The sequence below is a fragment of the Thermosynechococcus sp. FA-CM-4201 genome, from assembly GCF_054689355.1.
In genome coordinates this window covers 2,177,997-2,200,537 of sequence record NZ_CP079920.1, presented here as the reverse complement: position 1 = coordinate 2,200,537, position 22,541 = coordinate 2,177,997, and the positions used below count along the sequence as shown (strand labels likewise).

Below are 22,541 nucleotides of genomic sequence, written 5' to 3'. Positions count from 1 at the left end.
ATGGGGATTGCGATCGCCAGCTTTATTATTTTGTTCCTGCTCAGCGAAGCCGTATTGCACCTCCGGCAATGGGTGATTCCTTTACCGGTTGTCTTAATTGCTGCGGTTGGTTTAGTGGTGGCCTCCAATTGGTCGCTCTTTCGCCGTGAGTAGCCTCCCCATCCTAGAGATAACGGCCAAATGTCTAGAGGAACTCCTCGCGTGGCATCAGGTGCACCATCCGCAATGGAGTGCCCAATGGCAGCCCCTCTATGAGTTGCGCGATCGCCTCCACCAGAGCGCATGGCACATTGTTGTCTTGGGTCAAGTAAGCCGAGGCAAGTCCGCCCTTTTGAATGCCCTCTATGGCGAAGCGATTTTTCCCGTGGGCGCCATTCATGGCACGACTCAATGGCCGCGAACGGTTCGCTGGCACTGTCAGGATCAAATTGTCGATCTCACTGATACCCCCGGGCTGGATGAAGTGGCGGGTAGTGACCGCGAAGCCATGACATGGAGTGCCGTTGAGACTGCCGATCTTGTCCTTTTTGTGACCCAAGACAGCCTCACCCCCGTCGAATGCCAAGCCCGCGATCGCCTGCACACCCTTAGGATTCCCTACAAGCTCATTCTCACCAAGGCGGATCTCTACCCGCCAATGGCCGAAGGTATTGCCGTGAGCAGCACAACGGGTCAGGGGATTCCAGAACTGCGACAGCTTCTTCAGCAGTGGCTACAACAGGAGGCTCCCCAAGCCCGTGCCCTGCGAATTCTCCACCAAGCCAGCCAAGTTGAACAGAACCTCGGGGCAGCTCTTGGCACTCAAGACACGTCGGCATGGTCTTGGTTAACTGCACAGATGGTGGGTAGCCTGCTGCTACCGGGGGGATTTTTCGATCTCGTGCTGGCAATGATCAGTACGCTTGCCTATATCCGCAAAGCGTGCCAAGCCTATGCCGTGCCCTTTCCCCTACCGGCCTTTGGGAGTCTGAGTCAGTTTGTCTTACTGTGGTATGCGGCGATTTATCTTGCTAGTTGGCAAGGCTTGACCTTTGGCAGTGAACTCTGGGGAGTGAATACCAATGTTGTCCTCCAGGGGGGAGTGATCTTCTGGGGCTACCAACAGATTCGCCGCCGCCTAGACCCCTATCTTCAGCAGGGCTATCAATGGGGACACCATGGACCCCAGCGGCTGTTGCAGCAACTGACTCAAACCCGCGCCAATGTGACGGCCTCTGGCTGATCTTGGTATTTGCCCCGCCGTGTTTCATAACTCACATCGCAGGGTTCGCCCTCAAAAAAGAGCAATTGCACAACTCCTTCATTGGCGTAGATGCGGCAGTCTGCACTAGATGAATTGGAGAATTCCAAGGTCAGATGACCTCGCCAGCCCGCTTCTGCCGGTGTCAAGTTGGCAATAATCCCTGCGCGGGCATAGGAACTTTTACCAATACACAGAACCGTGACATTTTCAGGGACCTGTAGCCGTTCTAGCGCCACCCCAAGACCGTAGGAATGGGCGGGCAAAATAAAGAAGGCACCATTAGCATCTTCATGGAGGGGCGCAGATTCCAGATTTGCAGGGTTAAAGTTTTTGGGATCCACCACTGTCCCCGGCACATGGCGAAAGATGCGAAACTCCTTCGGGCTGAGGCGAATATCGTAACCGTAGGAAGAAAGGCCAAAACTAATCACGGGCTGCTCAGACACCCGCCGTACCAGTGTTGGTTCAAAGGGCTGAATCATGCCTTGGGCAGCCATGGCCCGAATCCAAATATCATTTTTAATCATTGCGCTGCCGCGACCGCACAAACAACCAATGTATCTTACAGCCCTTTTCCCATGAATAGAACACGCTCAACACGTTTGAGCAGGAACTCGATCCAACGTTTCTTTGTGATACAAGTGGCGATTGGAACGACCTAGCCTAACCGAGTGCCTATGTTTTCCCCTGTCTTTATCTATAGCGATCGCTTTCTGGAACATCGTTGTCGCCAGTTTCACTTTGAGCGACCCGAACGCCTGTTAGCCATTTGTCGGCATTTGCAAGCGGCATTTCCAGCAGCAGAATGGCGCGAACCCACGCCTATCGGAGAAGGCTTAACCCCTTGGCTGGAAAAAGTACATAGTCGGGTGTACTTAGAGCAATTGAGACGCATTGCGGCAGAGGGGGGCGGCTGGCTCGATCCGGATACCTACCTCAATGAGCAGAGCGATCGCGTGGCACGGTTAGCGGTGCAGGCTTGGCTAGATGGGGTGGATTTGGCAGTACAGCGGCAGCAACCGATTTTTGTCTTGGCGCGTCCTCCTGGCCACCATGCCTTACGGGAACGGGGAATGGGCTTTTGTCTATTGGCCAATGGGGCGATCGCCAGCTATTATGCCCTCAGTCTGCCGGGAATAAGACGAGTGGCCATTCTCGATTGGGATGTCCACCACGGCAATGGCACCCAAGCCCTAGTCCAAGATCATCCTCAGATCGCCTATTGTTCGCTCCATGAGTTTCCTGCCTATCCCTATACAGGCGATGGGGGCGATCGCGGGCACTACAATAACGTCCTCAACATACCCATGCCCACAGGCTCCAATGGAGCAACCTATCGCGCCGCATTTCAAGACCAAGTCATGCCCTTTTTGCAGCAATTTAACCCAGATTTACTGATCATCAGTGCCGGGTATGATGCCCATCGCGACGATCCCCTTTCTAGCATTGAACTCGAAGAGGCCGCCTATGGCTGGATGATGCACCAGTGCTTGCAGATTACTCGCTGCATTGTTGTTGGTTTAGAGGGCGGGTATGACCTTGAAGCCTTGGGGCGATCGGTAGTCGCTACAGTTAAGGTAACAGCTCACGACTGAAAATCCCATCTACTTGAAGCAAATGACCAGTATTTAAGTCTGCAAGTCCAGGGACTAAACCAATTAGCCTGTAACCATAACTCTTCATCAATTCAAGCATATCCTCAAATAAAATTTCACTTTCATATAAGCTAACTAGTGACATTTCTAGCTGAATTAGAAGAATTTTTTTTAGAGAGTTTTCTGCACCTTTCAAGACCTTACTTTCAAATCCTTGAGTATCTATTTTCATAAAAATTCTATCTTGTGAACTAGCTATAGTACTAAAAATAGAATCTAGTGTTTTAATGGTAATAGTCTCTTTGGAAATATACTTTGAATTTGGTGCAACATCCAGATGGGTTTGCATCATAGTTAACAGAGAGCTGCTATAGCTATTTTCAGAAATATTAATTTCGGCTTCACCGATAAAATCACCTAAGGCATAATTATAGACAGACCAAAATTGATCACTTCTAGACCTCATTTCCAAGACTTTGAATGCTGAACTTAAAGGTTCAAAAGAGTTGATTTTTCCTGAATACTTAGTTTGATCACGCAAAATTGATACAAATTGACCAGTATTAGCACCTACGTCAATTATATTATCAATTTGATAAAATTCGATTAACTTTGCAAGCTGAGCGACTGGATGGGTATCAGAACGGTAACGTATAATATCAAATCCAGTGCTACGAATTAGATTCTTGATCAAAGTTTTCGCATTCAATTTAACGAATCCCCAAGCATTTTTGTTTAATAAAAATATAGCATAAAAAAGTTAAAGACTAAGTTCCTAAATAATTTTTAATAGCAATTAAACAAGAGATTATTACTATTGATGTTTAGATAAAACCTCCTGATAAACTGCAAGGTATTGCTTAGCCACCACAGGATAGGCAAATTTTCTCACCGTATCAGCACGGGCTTGGGCGCATAGTTGGGCATGGCGCTGCGGATCTTGTAAAACCCACTGAATGCCGCGTGCTAAATCTTGAGAATCAAAGGCCTGAGCAAGGTAGCCATTCTTTTCATGAGTCACAATGTCAGGCAGACCGCCAATGTTAAAAGCGACAACCGGTGTGCCACAAGCAATTGCTTCAATAGCTGTATTCGGTAAATTATCTTGCCGTGAGGGAACAATCATCACATCGGCTGCACTGTAGAACTTACAAAGATAAGTTTCATCTGTAATGTGACCCGTGTATTTCGCTGGAAATCCTAAATCTTGTTTCTTACGAGGCTGAGCTTCACCAAAAACAACTAGTTGCAAGGGTTGATCTTTCCCTTTCAGATAGCCTAACGCTTCTTTGAGCAAATCAAATCCTTTACGAGGGTCTTTGCCACCCCCCATTGCCCCAAAGAGAACTATAGGTATGTCTGTTGGTAAGCCTAACTCCTGACGCACCTTCTTTTTATCATGGGGTTGCCATTGTTCAACATCAATTGGGTTGGGAATGACACTAACAGGCCAGTTCCCCATCAAAGCACTTTGTTGAACACATTCGCCAAGCCAGCGACTTGGTGCAACGATATGTATAGGCTTTTGCCAATGTTTTCGTTTACGCTCCCATGTCCAGCGATTGAGATCAAATCCTCTTTCATAGGAAGGACGATTGTAGTGATAATAGCCTTGTTTCCAGCGAGAATCTTCGGTATAGTGTTCCGCACCACAGAAAGGCCACATATCATGAACTGTCCAAATAAGTGGCTCCTTTAGTTTAGAAATTTCCTCAATGCTAAGAAATTCAGCCCCAATCCAGTGAAGATGAATGAGATCAGCTAATAAGGAATTAAAAAATGCTGCGGAGTAGCAAGAAAAGATATTAAGGCTATGAAGAATTCTATTTTCTGTTCTAAAACTAGATAATTTAATGAGAAGCTTAGATAGATAATTAATGTATTTACATTTTAAAAATATACTTCTTTTAAACAAAATATAATTTTCTTTTGAATTTGATGAAGAAACAATCATAGCTGCTTCACAGTTTGCTTCTCTTAAGGATTGACATAGCCTTAGAGCAGCTTTTGAACCTCCACCTATATCTGCAGATGTACTTAAATGAAGAGCTTTCATAATACTCTCTTTATTTTAACTAGTAGATCCAGTAAAGTGTGTCGCAGCAGGATTTTCTTTGATACTTAAGAGATTTAGTGCAATCCATTGAAAAAATGTTCCAGAGCAGTAGGAAAATAGACTAAGGCTATGAACAATTCTAATCTTTGTTCTAAAACCAGATAGCTTGATGAAAATTTTAGAAAATTTATTGAAGAGACTATATTTAACCGAGTTAAGTAGATTCTTATTAGAAAAGATATAAGTCTCTTTCGTTTGAGAGGCGGCAACAATCATTGAGGCATTGCAGTTGATACCTCGTAGAGATTGGCAAATTCTTAAAGCAGCCTTTGCAGCACCACCTGTATCAGCATAAGTATTTAAGTGAAGAGCTTTCATCATGCCTTTTTAGTTAAGACGGCTAGTAAAGTATGTCCTGGAAGCATTTTCCTTATTCCCATCTTCAAGAGAAGACTAATTGGACTTAGAGTGAAATAATTTGCAAGCAATCGGCATCCTAGGTTGGGTATTCTAAGTTTTGTTTTGAGTAAACTCCGAAAATAACCAACAACAAATGCTTCCACATGGTAATTTTGCAGCGGCTCTTCTAATAGGTCAGTAACCTCTAGGGGCAAAATGTTAGGCAAGTAATTGAAAACACTTTTGCACCAGTGAGACATATGATGAGGAGGCTGATCAAGGAGATTTTCATAACTTGGATCAACTTTACGTAAGACTTCAGAATTAGGTACAGAGAGAATTAATTTGCCGTTTGGCTTCAAAATATTGATTAATTTACTTAGAAATGAGATAGGATCGGGGATATGTTCAATCACCTGAAAGGCACAAATAGCATCATACTTTTGATCTGGGTATTGGCTTAGAAATTCATCGATTGAGAGTGGGTAAATTATAAAACCTAGTTTCTGGGCATTTCGAATTGCTTCAGGATTAATTTCCATGCCTTCAATATCAACACCCTTTCGGCGTGCTAGTTGTAAAAAGCCTGCGCCACCAATACCTACTTCAAGAACTTTTGATGATGGTTGAATATAGTCTATAGCAGCGTGGAACTCCCACTTGTCAGACATATAATACCATGGGAATTTTTGTAGTTGCTGATAAAGATAACCATCACCAGCAGCTTCAGCGGGAGTGTACCATTCAAAAGTGGTTTCTAGGCATTTCCAGTGAGATATTGTTTCAATCTCATTGAATTCATTGGATAAAGTGATATGAAATACTCTACTCCATTGATCACAAATTTGCTTAGTAGATATTTTTCTAAGATTAACTGTATTTAAGTTGTGAGTTAAAGGTGATTTAGGTTTTGATGAATTCATAATACTCAGTCAGATATAAAACTCTTGTATCACTTTCTTAAGCAAATTAAGTAATGTGTTTAGAAAACTCATACATTTGCCACCAAAATTCTCGTTGAAGGTGTAGCGAAATTAAAATTGATTATTCTACTTTGATTTTGATTCATCAACTAGAATTGCTATTACAGATTTCTGATTTTTTAATAAAGGTATATAGGAAGTCCGAGAACTGGTTAATTTTCTTAATATCATTCATTTCTTCCTCAGCAAAATAGTTTACGGGTACAGATGTTTCTTGTAATGCTGCTAAGAAGAAGAATACATCTCTTTTACTGGGCTTGAATCCCTCTTTAAATATCTTTTCCATTGCTAGGCCACAATCATCTAAAGTTCTTATTGGGAATACGCCAGGTGCATATTGATGAACGTGATAACCAAACATTAAAACAGGCTTCTCTCTGTAAATAGCTTCAAGTCCTACAGTACCTGTTATTGTTGCTACTGCATAGCTTTTACGAATTAACTCAAATGTACTTATGTTTCTCGATATAAACTTAACGTGATGCATAGAAGCAATCTTTTGATATATTTCAAGCGATTTATATCGGATCGTATTAGCATCAAAATTTTGAGCAGGATGCTCCCTGATGTACAAGATTACGTCTTTCGGTTTTGAATTAAGTATCCACTCAATAGCAATTAACTGATCTTCAAAAACATCCCCAAGAGGTGACGTTGTACACTCTGGTTGGTAATGCAGGGGAAAATAAATATATTTTTCTTCATGATTTATAAAATCAACCGAAATACTTTCTAAGTAATTTGAAAAAGTAAAGTTTACTAAAGGATGAAGAATTCGGTTTGTTTTCCTAGAAAGATTATAAGCTTTTATGAACAGCCATTCTGTGATTTTAGTGATTTTTCCTAGCAATAGTTTATTATTTTTTGGTATAAGTTGATTGTTTATTTTCTTGATTTTTGAAATTTTATCTTTCATATACACGGGATATTCTTCTAACTCTTGTTTTTTTAGAAAATCAGTAAAAATAGGATTCCAGTAATTCTGTTTTTTACTTTCAAAATCAAAAAGATTGTAGTTTAAATCTGTATTTAATTTTTTGATATTTAGATATGACTGTTGAGTTACTTTTGATGATTCACGCCAATCTTCCATCAATATAAACGAGCCATAAACAGGAGATGGATATATTAATACAGTTCGTATATTTAAAATTTTAGATAAATAGTAAATAACACCTGTATAAACCTCATGAGGAACAAGGTCTATATATAAATTAATTTTGTTTTCAGCTAGATACCAATACCAAAACTTAAGATGCTCTATGTATTCTCTTTTCAATGTCACATAATCACTAAAGCGCCACCTGTAAATAGAGGATATGACTTGACTTTCGTATGGCCTCATTTGATTAAAAATGTCTATATTGAGCGGAATTAATAGTCCTTTAGTGTAATCAGCATAATCACACCTTATAGCTTTATCATGGCTTATCAAATTAATACTTAAGCTATTAAGCTCCGAATTGATATTTTTAGTTCTCTTATACTTATCCTCTAGAATTGCTGTAAAATGTGATATGTTAATATTGTATTTAGAAATAATATACTTAAGGATATTAATATTGTGACCCCAATTACATTTGTAAAGTAACCTAATATCATTCATGATTAGTGTTCAATATTAAATGTGCGTTTTATAAAAATTACTGTTTGTTGACTCAAGACTGTAAAACCTCTACACTAGCTACTACTTTTCGATTTATCTTTGCTCGTTGCAACGGACGCATTAGGTTTAAGTATATCGTACATGAACTTCAACACGATCGCAAGAGGGAAAGTCCGTGTACAATAGGCTTCCTAGGCTGAGGAAATCAAATTTACAGCTATGCGGATGCCGTAGAGGGTTTATAGGATGTCGCAAGGACTGACAAGAGAGAGTGGCGTACTGGTAACGGGGGGGACAGGGTCGTTTGGTCGTGCTTTTGTCAAGGAGGTACTGCGGCGGTTTCCCGATATTCGGCGCTTGGTGATCTTTAGCCGCGATGAGCTAAAGCAGTTTGAGATGGCGCAGGAATTTCCCGATAAGCAGAAGGGGTCTGCCAACTATCAGAAATCACGCGCGAAGGTATCCAGACTGCATTTGCGCATCAAGAGGCAAAGGAAAGATTTTCACTACAAGGAGGCCTATCAACTATGACGAACATACGACTTAATCGGGGTGGAAGACCTGAACATCCGAGGGCTGGCTAGGAGCAAGCTAGCGAAATCGATCTTGGATGCGGCCTTGGGTCAGTTCCTCACGATTTTGGCAGCAGTGGCAGTCAAATGCGGCGTCTGGATGGTGAAGGTCAACCCGAAGGGCACATCGCAAGAGTGTGCAAACTGTGGCGCAACTGTTCCCAAAACTCTGGCTGATAGGGAGCATCGCTGCGCCTGTGGGCTGAATACCACAAGAGACCGCAACTCGGCGAGAGTTATCTTGAAACGCGCCTTACACGCCGTGGGACTCACGGTGTCTGCCTGTGGAGGCTTAGGGGTTGCCCAGCCTGCGAAGCAGGAAATTCCGATAGCGATGTTGGAACCCTTCACTATACCCTTGGGTTAGTGAGGGAGAATGTCACATGATAAGACTGCTTGGCTCTCTAAATTATTAGAAAAATTTATAAAGCTTGTAAATGAATCAATAAACTTTTTTCTTTTTTCGTCATCTTTTTCTAAATATTTTTCTAACTCCTCCCAATCAAGTTGTATGCTGTTTTCCTCTAGGACTTTTAAGTACAGAAGAAAGTTCTCTTTCTCTAAACTAATTTCTTGGTTGTATATTTTTTTCAGAGCACTAGAACAATCGCTTAAACTACGCACTGGAAAAACTCCAGGAGCATACTGGTAAACATGATAACCAAAAAATAAAACTGGCTTTTCATGATACAAAGACTCTAAAGTAACAGTCCCAGTAATAGTCGATACACAAAGACTATTTTTGATCAAATCAAAAGAACTACAACGACGAGAAACTAATCTTACTCTTGGTATTTTTAGAATATCGTTGTAAAAGCTTGGATGTCTATATCGACTAGTATTTACCGTATATGTTTGAGATGGGTGTTCTCTTATGTATAACCATACATCTTGTGGTCTTGAGTGTGCTAGCCATTCTATCATTATTTTTTGATTTTCAAAGAAATCACCTAATGGAAGTGTTGTACATTCAGGTTGATAGTGTAATGAAATATAAATATATGGCTCAGTTCCTAAGTGATTTTTATCTAAAACTGTACAAAGATTTTCGTAGTACAACTCAAAAACCAAACTTCCAATTCTATTAATATGTATTTTGTCAACTTTGTTACACTCATACATGAATATCAATAAGCCTTTAAGGATCAGATTAGCTAATTGCATATTTAGTTTTGATTTATAATTCAAGTAGATCAAAAAATCTAGCAACTTGTTGCTTTTAATTTTTTCAAAAGTTTGCTTCATATAGATAGGGCTTGTGCAAAGAGTCTGATTGTTTATGAAGTCAGCAAATTCAGAAGACCACGTATTTACAGACTTAATAGTTGATTTCTTTAGATATTCTTGGGTTAATATACTAACTCTGTAATCTGGTGCTCTCCAATCATACATTAGTGTAAAAGAGTTCGAAATTGATAATGGATGGAAAAGGATAGTCTTTATGGACATTAATTTACAAAGATAATAAATAACTGAGTAATAAGTTTCATGGGGTACAACTCCAATAAAAAGATTGATTTTTTTATTTTTCAAATACCATGACCAAAATTTCAGATGTTGATAGTAGTGTTCTTTTGCTTCTGTTTGTGATAAATTAAGCCATCTGTAGATCATAGATAATATTTCCGATTCATATACCTTCATTGAATCTAAAATATCTCTATCTACTGGAGGTATTGTGTTGATTAACTCTTCATTATAGTTACAGTACTGAAGAGAACGATGATCCATAGTTTCCAAAACATATTTTCTACTTTTATCAGTTTTTCTATTTCTGAAAAATGAGGACTGATAAATACACAAACAAAATTCCATATCCACAATTTGACTAAGCAGATCAGCAAAGTAAGGCTTTTGGAGAATTATAGCTCTGTACGGAACTGACACGTAAACCATTCCTCAACACATTATTAATTCTTCGAGACTTGATCCTAGAATAACCATTTAGAAAAGGTGATTTATTCTACACAATATTGATGTATATCTACACTTTCTTGCCTATACAGATATTAGGTTTTTGTTCATTCTAGACAAAGATCCGCACGATCGCAAGAGGAAAGTCCGTGTACAATAGGCTTCCTAGGCTGAGGAACTCAAATTTACAGCTATGCAAATGCCGTAGAGGGGCTATAGGATGTGGCAAGGACTGACAAGAGAGAGTGGCGTACTGGTGACGGGGGGGACAGGGTCGTTTGGTCGTGCCTTTGTCAAGGAGGTACTGCGGCGATTTCCCGATATTCGGCGCTTAGTGATCTTTAGCCGCGATGAGCTAAAGCAGTTTGAGATGGCGCAGGAGTTTCCCGACCAGAAGTATCCGGGGATTCGCTACTTCATTGGCGATGTTAGAGATCGCGATCGCCTGCGCCGTGCCCTCAACAAGGTGGATACGGTTGTCCATGCGGCTGCCCTGAAGCAAGTGCCTGCGGCGGAATACAATCCCATTGAGTTTATTCGCACCAATGTCATGGGGGCCGAAAATGTCATTCAAGCTTGCCTCGATACCAATGTCAAACAGGTGGTTGCCCTCTCCACTGACAAGGCGGCTGCACCGATCAACCTCTACGGGGCAACAAAGCTCTGTAGTGACAAACTCTTCATTGCTGCCAATAACTTTGCGGGTCGTGATCTGCGCTTTAGTGTGGTTCGCTACGGCAATGTCATGGGGTCGCGGGGGTCGGTGATTCCTTTTTTCCTGAAAAAGCGCTGTGAGGGCTGCCTACCAATTACGGAGCCAACCATGACCCGCTTTAATATCTCTCTCCAAGAGGGGGTAGAAATGGTACTGTGGGCACTGGAGCACAGTTGGGGGGGTGAAATCTTTGTGCCTAAAATTCCCTCCTATCGCATTCTCGATGTCGCAGAGGCGATTTGTCCTGATTGTGAGCGGGCGATCGTCGGCATTCGGCCGGGGGAGAAAATCCACGAAGAGATGATTACCACTTCAGACTCCTATACCACGGTTGACCGAGGTCAGTACTATGCCATTCTGCCCACCCAAGGACGCTACACCATTGACGAATATTGTGCCAAGACAGGGGCGACGTGGGTTAAACCGGGGTTTAGCTACAATTCGGGTACAAACGATCGCTTCCTGACTGTTGAGGAGCTACGCGCCCTGATTCGCCAACACGTTGACCCCAACTTTGTGCCGGGCAGGGGCTAAATGAGCATCATTCCCTACGGTCGTCAAGACATTACCCCACAGGATATTGCGGCTGTCGTTGAAGTCCTGCAGTCGGACTGGCTGACCCAGGGCCCCAAGATTCCCGAATTTGAAGCAGCACTGGCCAGTTATTGTGGTGCACGGTATGCCGTTGTGGTCAGTAGTGCCACAGCAGCCCTTCACCTCGCCTGTATAGCAGCAGGCTTAAAGGGGAGCGATCGCCTGTGGACATCGCCGATTACTTTTGTGGCCTCCGCCAATTGTGGCCTTTACTGTGGTGCCACGGTCGATTTTGTCGATATTGACCCCCACACCTACAACCTCAGTGTCTCTGCCCTTGCCGCAAAACTAGACATTGCACAGAAACAGGGTGCACTCCCAAAGGTCGTCATTCCTGTTCACCTCGCCGGACAATCCTGTGAGATGGCTGCCCTTGCTGAACTAGCGCAGACCTATGGCTTTACCCTGATTGAAGATGCCTCCCATGCCATTGGCGGTCAGTACCGTGGCCGACCTATCGGCTGCTGTGAATTTTCCACGATGGCGGTCTTTAGCTTTCACCCGGTTAAAATCATCACCACGGGTGAAGGGGGTGCTATTCTCACCAACGATCCAGACCTCTATCAGCGACTCATTCGTCTGCGCAGCCACGGCATCACCCGCGATCCCCAGCAAATGGTGAGCGACTCCCACGGCCCTTGGTACTACCAACAACTGGAGCTGGGCTTTAACTACCGCATGACCGACCTCCAAGCCGCCCTCGGCCTCCGGCAACTACAACGCCTCGATCTATTTGTTGAACGGCGGCGTTTTTTAGCCCAACGCTACCACCAATACCTTGCTGATTTGCCCCTCACGCTCCCATTTCAGCATCCCGATACCCGCTCCAGTTGGCATCTGTACATCATTCGTCTGAAGCGAGACCAAATTCAAGCTTCCCATCGAGAGGTCTTTGAAGCCCTTCGTTCCCTTGGGATTGGGGTGAATCTCCACTACATTCCTGTACATACCCAACCCTACTATCAGCAATTGGGCTTTCAATGGGGAGACTTTCCCAACGCCGAAGCCTACTACCAAGAGGCGATGAGCTTGCCCCTGTACTATGGACTTACCCTTGCCCAACAGGATCAAGTCATTCAGGCGCTCAAACAGGTCTTGGGTTAAGACCATGACTCAAAGAGTCCATACCCTAGAATTGAAGATATAGCTTTTACCGAAAGACTCTCCTGATTTGAACGTGATTGGGCACGACTTTAATGTGCTGAAGCGAGCGCGGATGGATGCAGGGTTAAACAGTTCTATTGATTTGGAATAGCTATTAAGTGATACTTCAGTTAGTGATTAAGCATCCAGGGGCGACCACAGGATTGCTGCTGAAACCGGGGAGGCTTGGGTTCTTGGGGCGATCGCTGAATCAGTTCTGGCTCACTCCCCCGCGAGGGTCGGGGCAAGGCGGAAGAGAGATTGACCGCTGGTACTGAAAAAATGCGTCGGCCAAGCTGCTGGCACTCTGGACAAAAGGCGGGTTCACGAGATTGGGCGAGCGATCGCCATTCCTCAAAAATGCCACAGGTAGAGCAGCGAAACTCATAAAGGGGCATCTTTCATCTCCAAAATAATTACTTCGGCAAAATGTCAATATCAAAAATCTCTGTAGGAATCGCTAAGGTACAGCAAGCATTGGGAATATCCACAATCCCACTGACGCGACCTTCTACAGGAGCACAACTGAGAAGAAGATAGGCTTGCTCGCCCGTAAAACCAAACTTTTTCAGATATTCGATGGCATTCAGGCAAGCACGACGATAGGCAATGTGAACATCCATGTAGTACTGCTGACCCGTGTATTCATCGACGGAAATGCCCTCAAAGACGAGGTATTCTGAGTAGCGGGGTTCGACAGGTCCGGGCTTGAAGATCGGGTTCACCAAGCCATACTTTTCTACCCCTCCCTTGATGAGATCAACATGCAGGTCAATGTAGCCCGACATCTCAATCGCACCGCAGAAGGAAATTTCCCCATCGCCTTGGGAAAAGTGAATATCGCCCATAGAGAGCTTGGCTCCCTCCACATAAACGGGGAAGTAAATGCGGGTTCCCTTGGAGAGGTTTTTGATATCGCAGTTGCCGCCATGCTCGCGAGGGGGGACGGTTCGTGCTGCTTCCGCTGCTACCCGTGCATATTCTGACTGTGGCAATGTGCCAAGAATGGCATTTTGAGGATTGGGTAGGGCGGCATAAACGGGTAGATTTCCTGATAAGCCCGCGCCATAGGTTCGTAGATCGGGTGCCCGATTCACCAGATCCCGTTCCCGCTGATTCCACTTGGCCAACAGTTCGTGGGAGGGAGCACAGCCAATTAGCCCCGGATGGATGATACCAGCAAACTTGACATGGGGAATGTGGCGAGAGGAGGTATAAATCCCTTGGAAGTCCCAAATCGCCTTTGCCGCCTTCGGGAAGTGATCCGTCAGGAAACCGCCGCCATTTTCTTTGGCAAAGATACCTGTAAATCCCCACTCATCCCCTTGCAGGGCGCCAATATCCAACAGATCAACAACAAGAATATCGCCGGGTTGGGCACCATTGACCCAAATCGGTCCGCTCAGGACATGAACAACCGATAAATCAACATTTTCAATATCTTCAGGACTGTCATTATTCTTAATTTGGCCGTCCGTCCAATCCTTGCACTCAATGCGAAACACATCACCGGGATTGACCGAAACCACTGCGGGAATCTCTGGATGCCAGCGATTATGCCCCGGCAACTCTTGTTGATCCATCGGCTTGGTGAGATCCACTTTGAACAGGGTCTTTGGCATAGGGACGGACTCCAACGATTGGCAGGGTGCTCACCTGTAACTCAGTACACATGAGCAATCATTGAGATGTTGTTTAGATTTAGTATTGGAGCAAGACCTCGGTGCATCTGTATCGCTAGATACGAAAACAGTGTTGGACTTCGTCAAGGTAGCTGCTCAAATGGGAACGGTGGGTCAAGTGATCCGCCAAGGGGCGATCGCCAGCCAACAAAAACAAGCCCGTGCCCTCGAAGTCTTGACAGCGATGGCAGAGAATGTAGAGCACTATCGCCAAGCCATCCAAGCGTGGGGCGAGTCCTTTCCCTTTAATGCTGCTGAACCCATTGAATCCCTGATGGTGAAGCACGCTGTCCCCCCTGCCCCAAGGTCACACACAATTTTTGCCACCGATGGCTCGCAAATTGCCCCCAGTCACCACGAAATTGCCTACTGCTATTTGATCAATGTGGGACGGGTGGCGATCGCCTACGGTCAAGGGCAACGCCCCCATTTAGATAGCGTGCCGCAGTTGGTTTATGACCCCGATGAATTGGGGCGATCGCGGGGCTGGGGACTTACTATAGAAGACTGGTTACGCTACCGCCGCACCCAAGCGGAAATTCTTGCCCTCGTTGAACTCATTCAAACGCAAAACCAGCAAGCCCCCAGCTTAGCACTCGTGGATGGTTCACTCATTTTCTGGGCGTGGGAATCACTGCCGCCAATGGTGCGTGAGGAATTGTTGAGGCCTATTTTGGCTGCTTGGGATGAATTGCGCGCTCAGCGAATTCCCTTGGTGGGCTATGTCAGCGCCTCCCGCAGTCATGAAACGGTGAATTTTCTGCGCTTGGGGGTTTGCCCCTACCCTGAACCCAACTGTGCCCTCCACTGTAGTCAGACAAGTCAGACTGGCCTCGAATTAACTCGCGATCGCCCCCCTTGTCAGGTCTTTGATCCGCTACGGGATGTGCTCCTCTGGCAAGCGCACCTAGCACCGCAACAGTATAGCCCCCTCTGGCGGAGCCGCAGTCGCATTCTGGAACACTACGGCGAACATCAGATCTACGTTGCCTACCTCCACGGTGGCTCGGAAGTGGTGCGTTTGGAAGTGCCTCAATGGGTGGCGCGGGATGCAGACCTGTGGCAACAGGCGGTCGCGTTGACGGCAGCACAAATTGAAAAAGGCCGGGGTTACCCCGTGGCATTGGCAGAAGCCCACAATTTAGCCGTTGTGCGCGGCAGCGATCGCCAGCGCTTTTTTGCTTTACTGGAACGGGAACTGATTAAAGCAGGACACTGGCATGTGGCTCCTTCCCCCAAAGAGCAACGCAAACGCCAAAGTATTGCCTAGGTGGCTGCTGTTCGTTGGTTTAGGCATCGCAGGTTGGGGAATGCAGTTGGCGCTACCGCCAGTGAGTGGCTGGTTCTTGGCCTTTGTGGGAATTGTGCCCCTGTGGTGGCAGTGTCAGGTTTTATCGCCACTGTGGGCAGCGATCGCGGGGCTGTGCTGGGGATGGGGGTTCTACGGCAGTAGCTTAGTCTGGGTGTGGGATTTGCATCCCCTGACGTGGATCGGTATTGCGCCAGTCCCCAGTTGGTTCATCTCGCGGGGGATTTGGCTTTTTCTGAGCAGTTGGGGAGCAGTCCTGAGTGGAAGTTGGGCCTTTTTGATGGCACGCTACGGTGTGCAGCGATCCGCCCCTTGGCAACTCCTGTGGGGTGTCACCCTTTGGTGTGCCCTTGAAGCCCTCTGGAGCTATTCGCCCCTGTGGTGGATTAGTTTATCCCTCACCCAAAGCCCAACGGGACTCGTTCAACTGAGTCGTCTGGCGGGGCCGACCACGATTACGGCAGTCGTAATGACGGTGAATGGCTTAGTCACCCTCAGTCTACGGCGGCAAAAGTGGGCAAGGGGCTGGCTTGCGATGACCCTCGCAGGGGCGATTGCCCTCAATGGTGTTTTAGGCGCCAGTGTCATTGCCGATCAAGGGGAACCCCTACGGGTGGGTTTGATCCAAGGCAATATCCCGACACGGGAAAAGCTCACCCCAGAGGGTATCCGCCGTGCTTGGCAGGACTATCCCCGTGGCTATCGTCAACTGGTGGCCCTAGGGGTTGATGCTGTTTTGACCCCAGAGGGGGCACTGCCGATTCTCTGGCAACCGCAGCAACTGAATCCGATCACGCGGGCAGTGCGGCAGGCGGGTGTGCCCCTGTGGTTAGGAACCTTTAGGGAGACGGCGGGGGGACATCATCAGGTGCTTCTGACCCTCGATGGTAACGGCGAGATTTACAGTCACTATGACAAAGTGAATCTTGTCCTATTGGGGGAATATATTCCCGATTGGCTGGCGGGGGTGGTGCAGCGGTTATCCACGTTGCGATCGCGCCTTCTGCCGGGGAACCCTGATCAGGTCTTTACCACCCCTTGGGGCAATGCCGTTGTCCTGATTTGCTTTGAATCTGCCTTTTCCCACCGCAATCGCTGGCAACTGGTTCATGGGGGGCAGTTTATCCTCAGTGTTGCCAACAATGATCCCTACCGTCGCCAACTGATGACCCAGCACCACGGCCATGATGTGTTGCGCGCCGTCGAAGGCGATCGCTGGCTCGTGCGCTCCACCAATACAGGTCTTTCTGCGGTGATTGCGCCTACGGGGGAAACCCTTTGGCTCTCAGATGCCGACGAGTTTGTGATTCATGCGGCAACCATTTTGCGGCGGCAGACCCAGACCCTCTACACCCGCTATGGGGATTGGTTGCTACCCCTCTTACTGTCGATGCTTAGCTTGTCCGTTCTTCGACAACGAGCGTCGCACTGACCCATTCACCGCGATCGCCATAGGTACGAATCAGGCGCTGCCGCTGCCCTTGCGCCCACAACCAGCCCACCTCAACAAAGAAGGGCTGACGAAAAGACACCTGTAGGGGGGTCAGGCTAGAGGTGCCATCGGGGAGCAGCACAAGCTGCTTGGGTTGATCCGTATCGCTAAAGAGAAGCCGTGAACCAGCAATTGTGGCCGTTGTTTTCACCTCGTGGTCGGGGGTTTGCAGCAGTTGGTAGAGCCGATCGCCCTCGCGCCAGAGGCTCAGATGGGTCGGGGTTTCCGTTGGCGATCGCCAGTCGGCATAGACGGTGTAGGCGGTACCGCGCCATTCCCCTAAGAGTTGATCCACCGTTAAGGGGGGACGTTCAAGGGCGTTACTGTGGGCACGAAACTCACGAATCAGAGTCATGGATTGGAGGTGCTGATTTTTGTCAAAGAGTTGGACAAACCGCAGTCGGCGATCGCCCATGACAAAGCCATACTCCGCACCAAACTCGGCAAAGGGCGCCACCTGTAACGATCCCTTAGAAAAAGCCCCCGTCGGAAAAAAGACATTTTGGCGGCCAATGGTGGCATACTCCTGCACCGTTTCACTAGTGGGGGGCTGATCGAGACCATTGCCAAAGCGTCGCAGTTCAAAACGCACCCGCTGACCGTCAGCAGTATCGGCAAGGATCAAAATCGAGGGCACGGACGCTCCCACGTCTCCCGTAGGGCTGACAGCCGTAAAGGAGCCATGCCATTCCCCAAGGTTTTTGCGAAAATTTTCCCAATTTGTTGTCATTGATTATTTTGGATTATCTTTGCCGCTGGTCGCTGTGTGCCACCACTATCATAAATGCCGCAAGGGCACTGCCATTATCCTATAGATAAATAATCAACTATTGGAGATCTTGCCAATTGGGAACTGGCCGGCGATCGCCTGCGGTCAGAAAAAACTTTGATAGGATGAGGAGTGTCAGGGCGCTGACAAACGATCGCCATTGGGAGACCCGTGCATGACCACCGACCTCTTTGACTCAGGGGCTGGTCGCATTTTAATTGTCGATGATACCCCCGAAAATGTTGAAGTTTTAACCACACTGCTGCAACTGGAAGGCTACGATGTGCGCGGTGCCATCAGTGGCCAAATGGCGCTCATGGGGATTGAGGCCGAACCCCCGGATGTCATTCTTTTGGACATCATGATGCCTGATATGAATGGCTACGAGGTCTGTCAAACCCTGAAGGAGAATCCCAAGACCAAGCATATCCCCATTATTTTCATTAGTGCCCTCGATGATGTCTTTGACAAGGTCAAGGCCTTTGAGATTGGCGCGGCTGACTACATCACCAAACCCTTTCAGCAGGCGGAGGTGCTGGCACGGGTAAAAAACCAGTTGACGATCGCCCTCCTACAGCGGAAGCTGCGGCAAAAAAATGCCCTCTTGCAAAAGCAAAACCAGCAGTTGCAGGAAATCGTGGAGGAGCGGCGTGACTTGGTCTCCTCACTGCAAGCGGCGCAAGAACAGTATCGGCAAATGTTTGAGGAAGCCGTGGTCGGGATTTACCAAAGTTCGCCAGAGGGGGTTTACTTCAAAGTTAACAATGCCTTGGCACGCATCTATGGCTATGCTGATGCTGAAGACTGGCTAGCGGATATCGAGCACCATAATCATCGTCCCTACGTGGATGACAGCTCTTGGGAAAAATTCCAACAGCAAATTGAAACTCGTGGCTTTGTGCGCAACTTGGTTTCCAAGGTGTATCGTGCTGACCAAACGATCACCACCATTTGCGAATGCGCCCGCCCGGTCAAAAGTGAGGACGGTCAACTTTTATACTACGAAGGGTTTGTCTTTGAACTGCCCACCCGTAATCCATGAAACGCACGCTGAGCGCACTGTTGGGGGATGCAGCGGTTCACTCCCTTGCTGAATTGGGCGATCGCGCTCCCCACCTGCGTCCCTACCTTCCTGAGCATACCCTGCTGGTGACTCCCCCCACCCCAGAAGCGGGAGCAGAAGTGATTGCCTATGCCCAACGGGAAGGCTGGCGGGTATTGCCCATTGGCGCAGGCACCAAACTCAATTGGTTAGGGAACACCCCCAAAGCAGATATTTTTCTACGGACAACGGCGTGGCACCGGCTCATTGATCATGCGGCTGCCGATATGACCGTCACCACCCAAGTGGGCATTCCCTTTCAACAGCTCCAGCACCACCTCGCACCTGCAGGACAGTGGATTGCAGCGGATCCCCTCTTTCGGGAAACAGCGACCCTTGGTGGTTGCTTGGCGACCCAAAGTAATGGCAGCCTACGGCAGCGGTATGGGTCATGGCGCGATCAGTTATTGGGGGTCAAGTTCATTCGCAGCGATGGTCAAATCGTCAAAGCCGGGGGTCGAGTGGTCAAAAACGTGGCTGGCTATGACCTGATGAAGCTGCTCATCGGTAGCTATGGCACGCTGGGAATCCTAACGGAGGTGACGTTGCGGGTCTATCCCCTGCCCGATGCGGTGCAAATTTGGCAGTTGCGGGGAGCGGTTGCTGCCTTGGCCAAAGGGTTGGAGGCGATTTTCAGCAGTTCCCTTGCTCCTGCGCGATGCGTCCTCCGCCTTGAAGGAACGGGGGCACTCTTACTGGAATTGGAGTTTCATACGCTGCGGGAAGTCTTGGCCTCGGGCACCTTGGGCGATCGCCTCAGTCACATGGCCCAGACCTATGATCTGCAACTGGAACCCCAACCCCCCTTAGGCATTACCCTCAACCCCACCCCCGATCAAGTCATTCTCAAAATTGGTGTGCCTCTGAGCGAGATGTTGCCCGCCTTCACCCAGCTTCAGCAGTTGGCCAAGGAATTGGCCTGCGAGTGCCGCGGCGAAATGAGTGCAGGGGTCGGTTACGCCTATCTCCACGGACAGGACGAGCATCTCCGTCAACTCATTCTCAGGCTGCGCCAAGGGCTACCACGGGGCTATGTCACCGTCTTAGCAGCCCCCCTGAGCCTCAAGCAGCAACTGGATCCTTGGGACTATCGCGGCAACGCCCTTGAATTGATGCGGAATCTTAAGCAACAATTGGATGCAACGGGTGTCTTTGGCACTGGCGTTTTTGTCGGCAATCTCTAGACAGGTTTCAATACTTACGAATGACTGCAACTGATCCTGTGGCTCGCCCCCCCGATCCACACTTGATTGATGCCTGTGTCCACTGCGGGTTTTGCCTCTCCACCTGTCCCAGCTATCGCGTACTGGGGACGGAAATGGACTCCCCCCGTGGCCGTATCTACCTCATGGATGCCATTAATGAGGGGCAGGTGCAACTGGCGGATGTCGTACAGCATTTTGATTCCTGCTTGGGTTGCTTGGCCTGCGTCACCACCTGTCCATCGGGGGTTGAGTACGATCAGTTGATTGCGGCCACCCGGGTTCAAGTGCGGCGCCATTATCAGCGGCCTGTGGGCGATCGCTGGTTGCGGCAGTTGATTTTCCAAACGCTGCCCTACCCCCAACGGCTGCGTGCTCTCCTGTGGCCGCTCTGGCTCTACCAAAAACTAGGCTTGGCCAATCTCGAAAAGCGGCTGGGACTCCTGAAACGGCTCTTGCCCAAGTCCCTTGCGGCCATGTATCAAATGCTGCCACCTCTTTCAGCCAAAACATTTCGCGATCGCTCCCCTGAAGTCGTGCCCGCCCAAGGAAAACAGCGTGGCCGCGTGGGGGTGATTCTCGGCTGTGTCCAACGGCTCTTTTTGCCTGAAGTCAATGAAGCCACGATCTCCGTGTTAAGTGCCAATGGCTTTGAGGTGGTACTACCGCCGCAACAGGGGTGCTGTGGTGCCCTGCCCCATCACCAAGGGGAAGAGGATCAGGCGCAAACCCTTGCTCGCCAGATGATTGATTGTTTTACTGCCGCTCATGTGGATGCGGTTTTAATCAATGCCTCGGGTTGTGGCCATACCCTCAAGGAGTACCACCACCTTTTGGCGACTGACCCCGACTATGGCGATCGCGCCCGTGACTTTGTGCAAAAAGTTGAGGATGTGCAGGTCTTTTTGGTCAAACAGGGCTTGGTCACACCGCTCCACCCCTTGGGCGATCGCCCCTTGACCTTGGTCTATCAAGATGCCTGCCACATGATTCACGGCCAAAAAATTCGCCTTGAACCGCGTCAACTGCTGCGGCAAATTCCCCAAGTGCAACTGCGGGAACCCCTCGATGCAGCGCTGTGCTGTGGTAGTGCCGGGGTTTACAACATTCTCCAACCTGATGTGGCAGCGGAATTGGGACGCCAAAAGGTGCGCAACCTGCTAAATACTCGCCCTGATGTCATTGTCTCAGCTAATGTGGGCTGCACCGTGCAATTGCGGCAGTATCTCCAAGAGCAGAGTAGCCCCGTGCCCATTTACCACCCGATGCAACTGCTAGACTGGGCGATTCGTGGTGAGCAGCTTCCGTCCTAGGCCATATCCGGGGGGGCACTGAGGATTGCGCGCACTTGAGCTAGTAACCATTCTCGCCCCACTTCCCAGCCTCGCTCCCCATCCGCCTCAAGGATCATCAGGCTATCCACTGGCTCTGCCGCCAACAGTTGAAACAAAAGGGGAATAATTGGCATGGGCACTGGAATCACTTGTTCATCACAGGCCTCTTGTGCCATGACTAGGCTGCCATAGGCGTGGATCACATTTTTTTGCTGGTGGGGGGGCTGCTGTTCCTCAAGGGTAATCACCTGCCATTGACCATCGGGGGTTTGCAGGACGTAGTAAACCGTTTGTCCATAGCGCTGGGCTTCTTCATAGAGAATGGGGGCGATCGCCTGTACGGCCATCTTGGTGGAATCATCGGGGGCGTTGGCAATCAGTTCATCCACTTGGGTCAGTAAGTCCACAACGCCTCCTTTAGGAGTTAAAGAAAACTATTCCTTGGCCTCAAGGGCATCGAGATCAAGGGCACGAGAACCACCCGTACTTAAAATCGTCAGCACTTTCCCCAATTGATACCACACCAAAAGGGCAGTGGCGATCGTCAGCACAAAGGCAATGACCATACTCAGCCCTGCACTAAAGCCATAGGTCCACAATCCTGCCATCAGGAAGAGCCAGATACCAATGGAGATCCCCAAGTAGGGCAACTGAAGCTGGGGGCCGCGCAATTGACTCAGAACACGGGTGGAGCGGCTGCGGTTCCATTCTTGAACGCTCTGCTTGAGGGTGGCTTCAAAGGCTTTACCACTGGTCAACCCCATAAAAATACCCGCCAGTAGCAAGACAATGGGTGGATCAAACACGGGATACCTAATCCTTCTTGGACAC

General features: G+C 48.0%; 24 protein-coding genes. 12 read left to right on the top strand and 12 right to left on the bottom strand.

Annotated elements, in window-relative coordinates; translation table 11 throughout:
- Both KV190_RS10700 and KV190_RS10695 read left to right on the top strand, forming a co-directional pair.
- Complete coding sequence (locus tag KV190_RS10700) at window positions 1-153, top strand: hypothetical protein (protein ID WP_250682161.1); 153 nt, start codon at window positions 1-3, stop codon at window positions 151-153.
- The gene (locus KV190_RS10695; RefSeq protein WP_460193326.1) at window positions 146-1,222 is read left to right on the top strand and encodes an Era-like GTP-binding protein; all 1,077 of its coding nucleotides are present in this window, start codon (window positions 146-148) and stop codon (window positions 1,220-1,222) included. Before KV190_RS10700 ends, KV190_RS10695 begins: the two co-directional genes overlap by 8 nt.
- On the opposite strand, the gene dcd is transcribed toward KV190_RS10695, so the two are convergent.
- Window positions 1,189-1,770: a dCTP deaminase gene (gene dcd, locus KV190_RS10690; protein ID WP_460193325.1), complete on the bottom strand. Its 582-nt coding sequence runs from the start codon at window positions 1,768-1,770 to the stop codon at window positions 1,189-1,191. The genes KV190_RS10695 and dcd overlap by 34 nt on opposite strands.
- 150 nt (window positions 1,771-1,920) lie before the next feature.
- On the opposite strand from dcd, the gene KV190_RS10685 reads away from it, so the two are divergent.
- Entirely contained in the window at window positions 1,921-2,838 is a 918-nt protein-coding gene (locus KV190_RS10685; protein ID WP_460193324.1) for a histone deacetylase family protein, read from the top strand.
- Here the strand turns inward: KV190_RS10685 and KV190_RS10680 are convergent.
- The 5 genes from KV190_RS10680 to KV190_RS10660 all read right to left on the bottom strand — a co-directional run bounded on the left by KV190_RS10680 (window position 2,816) and on the right by KV190_RS10660 (window position 7,369).
- Window positions 2,816-3,547 (bottom strand): FkbM family methyltransferase, encoded by a 732-nt coding sequence (locus KV190_RS10680; RefSeq protein WP_460193322.1) that lies wholly within the window; start codon window positions 3,545-3,547, stop codon window positions 2,816-2,818. The genes KV190_RS10685 and KV190_RS10680 overlap by 23 nt on opposite strands.
- Window positions 3,548-3,652: 105 nt before the next feature.
- Complete coding sequence (locus tag KV190_RS10675; protein ID WP_460193321.1) at window positions 3,653-4,894, bottom strand: glycosyltransferase family 4 protein; 1,242 nt, start codon at window positions 4,892-4,894, stop codon at window positions 3,653-3,655.
- Between the two features lie 15 nt (window positions 4,895-4,909).
- Entirely contained in the window at window positions 4,910-5,275 is a 366-nt protein-coding gene (locus tag KV190_RS10670; protein WP_460193319.1) for a hypothetical protein, read from the bottom strand.
- Window positions 5,272-6,216, bottom strand: coding sequence for a class I SAM-dependent methyltransferase (locus KV190_RS10665; protein ID WP_460193318.1), 945 nt, complete (start codon window positions 6,214-6,216; stop codon window positions 5,272-5,274). Before KV190_RS10665 ends, KV190_RS10670 begins: the two co-directional genes overlap by 4 nt.
- 145 nt (window positions 6,217-6,361) lie before the next feature.
- Window positions 6,362-7,369, bottom strand: coding sequence for a capsular polysaccharide export protein, LipB/KpsS family (locus KV190_RS10660; RefSeq protein WP_460193317.1), 1,008 nt, complete (start codon window positions 7,367-7,369; stop codon window positions 6,362-6,364).
- Between the two features lie 759 nt (window positions 7,370-8,128).
- On the opposite strand from KV190_RS10660, the gene KV190_RS10655 reads away from it, so the two are divergent.
- Window positions 8,129-8,413, top strand: coding sequence for a polysaccharide biosynthesis protein (locus tag KV190_RS10655; RefSeq protein ID WP_460193315.1), 285 nt, complete (start codon window positions 8,129-8,131; stop codon window positions 8,411-8,413).
- Window positions 8,414-8,554: 141 nt separating this feature from the next.
- Window positions 8,555-8,821 carry a zinc ribbon domain-containing protein gene (locus KV190_RS10650; RefSeq protein WP_460195275.1) on the top strand — a complete coding sequence of 89 codons (267 nt, stop codon included), beginning with the start codon at window positions 8,555-8,557 and terminating at the stop codon, window positions 8,819-8,821.
- Here the strand turns inward: KV190_RS10650 and KV190_RS10645 are convergent.
- Window positions 8,818-10,341, bottom strand: coding sequence for a capsular polysaccharide export protein, LipB/KpsS family (locus tag KV190_RS10645; protein ID WP_460193314.1), 1,524 nt, complete (start codon window positions 10,339-10,341; stop codon window positions 8,818-8,820). The genes KV190_RS10650 and KV190_RS10645 overlap by 4 nt on opposite strands.
- A gap of 247 nt (window positions 10,342-10,588) precedes the next feature.
- Here KV190_RS10645 and pseB point away from each other — a divergent pair, with 247 nt between their 5' ends.
- Both pseB and pseC read left to right on the top strand, forming a co-directional pair.
- Complete coding sequence (pseB, locus tag KV190_RS10640) at window positions 10,589-11,617, top strand: UDP-N-acetylglucosamine 4,6-dehydratase (inverting) (RefSeq protein ID WP_460193312.1); 1,029 nt, start codon at window positions 10,589-10,591, stop codon at window positions 11,615-11,617.
- On the top strand, window positions 11,618-12,781 hold the full coding sequence (gene pseC, locus KV190_RS10635) for a UDP-4-amino-4,6-dideoxy-N-acetyl-beta-L-altrosamine transaminase (protein WP_460193311.1): 1,164 nt from the start codon (window positions 11,618-11,620) through the stop codon (window positions 12,779-12,781).
- A gap of 170 nt (window positions 12,782-12,951) precedes the next feature.
- Here the strand turns inward: pseC and KV190_RS10630 are convergent, their stop codons facing one another.
- Together KV190_RS10630 and fmdA are read right to left on the bottom strand one after the other, a co-directional pair.
- Window positions 12,952-13,218, bottom strand: a complete 267-nt coding sequence (locus KV190_RS10630) for an FmdB family zinc ribbon protein (protein WP_460193310.1) — start codon at window positions 13,216-13,218, stop codon at window positions 12,952-12,954.
- An 18-nt stretch (window positions 13,219-13,236) separates the two neighbouring features.
- On the bottom strand, window positions 13,237-14,442 hold the full coding sequence (gene fmdA, locus KV190_RS10625) for a formamidase (protein ID WP_460193309.1): 1,206 nt from the start codon (window positions 14,440-14,442) through the stop codon (window positions 13,237-13,239).
- A gap of 160 nt (window positions 14,443-14,602) precedes the next feature.
- Between fmdA and KV190_RS10620 the strand changes: the two genes are divergently transcribed.
- Window positions 14,603-15,772: a DNA double-strand break repair nuclease NurA gene (locus KV190_RS10620; RefSeq protein ID WP_460193308.1), complete on the top strand. Its 1,170-nt coding sequence runs from the start codon at window positions 14,603-14,605 to the stop codon at window positions 15,770-15,772.
- Window positions 15,773-15,812: 40 nt separating this feature from the next.
- On the top strand, window positions 15,813-17,243 hold the full coding sequence (gene lnt, locus KV190_RS10615) for an apolipoprotein N-acyltransferase (protein ID WP_460193307.1): 1,431 nt from the start codon (window positions 15,813-15,815) through the stop codon (window positions 17,241-17,243).
- Here the strand turns inward: lnt and KV190_RS10610 are convergent.
- Window positions 17,206-18,033 (bottom strand): DUF3598 family protein, encoded by an 828-nt coding sequence (locus KV190_RS10610; protein ID WP_460193306.1) that lies wholly within the window; start codon window positions 18,031-18,033, stop codon window positions 17,206-17,208. The two genes, lnt and KV190_RS10610, sit on opposite strands and share 38 nt — an antisense overlap.
- A gap of 214 nt (window positions 18,034-18,247) precedes the next feature.
- Between KV190_RS10610 and KV190_RS10605 the strand changes: the two genes are divergently transcribed.
- From KV190_RS10605 to KV190_RS10595, 3 genes are read left to right on the top strand one after another with little or no spacing between them, the layout of a single operon-like run.
- Complete coding sequence (locus KV190_RS10605; RefSeq protein WP_460193305.1) at window positions 18,248-19,114, top strand: response regulator; 867 nt, start codon at window positions 18,248-18,250, stop codon at window positions 19,112-19,114.
- A complete protein-coding gene (locus KV190_RS10600) occupies window positions 19,111-20,358 on the top strand; it encodes an FAD-binding oxidoreductase (RefSeq protein ID WP_460193303.1) in 1,248 nt (415 codons plus the stop codon). Before KV190_RS10605 ends, KV190_RS10600 begins: the two co-directional genes overlap by 4 nt.
- 20 nt (window positions 20,359-20,378) lie before the next feature.
- Window positions 20,379-21,689: a (Fe-S)-binding protein gene (locus KV190_RS10595; protein ID WP_460193302.1), complete on the top strand. Its 1,311-nt coding sequence runs from the start codon at window positions 20,379-20,381 to the stop codon at window positions 21,687-21,689.
- Here KV190_RS10595 and KV190_RS10590 read toward each other — a convergent pair.
- Window positions 21,686-22,117: a hypothetical protein gene (locus KV190_RS10590; protein ID WP_460193301.1), complete on the bottom strand. Its 432-nt coding sequence runs from the start codon at window positions 22,115-22,117 to the stop codon at window positions 21,686-21,688. The genes KV190_RS10595 and KV190_RS10590 overlap by 4 nt on opposite strands.
- A gap of 27 nt (window positions 22,118-22,144) precedes the next feature.
- A complete protein-coding gene (locus KV190_RS10585) occupies window positions 22,145-22,516 on the bottom strand; it encodes a hypothetical protein (RefSeq protein WP_460193299.1) in 372 nt (123 codons plus the stop codon).
- Window positions 22,517-22,541: the final 25 nt, after the last annotated feature.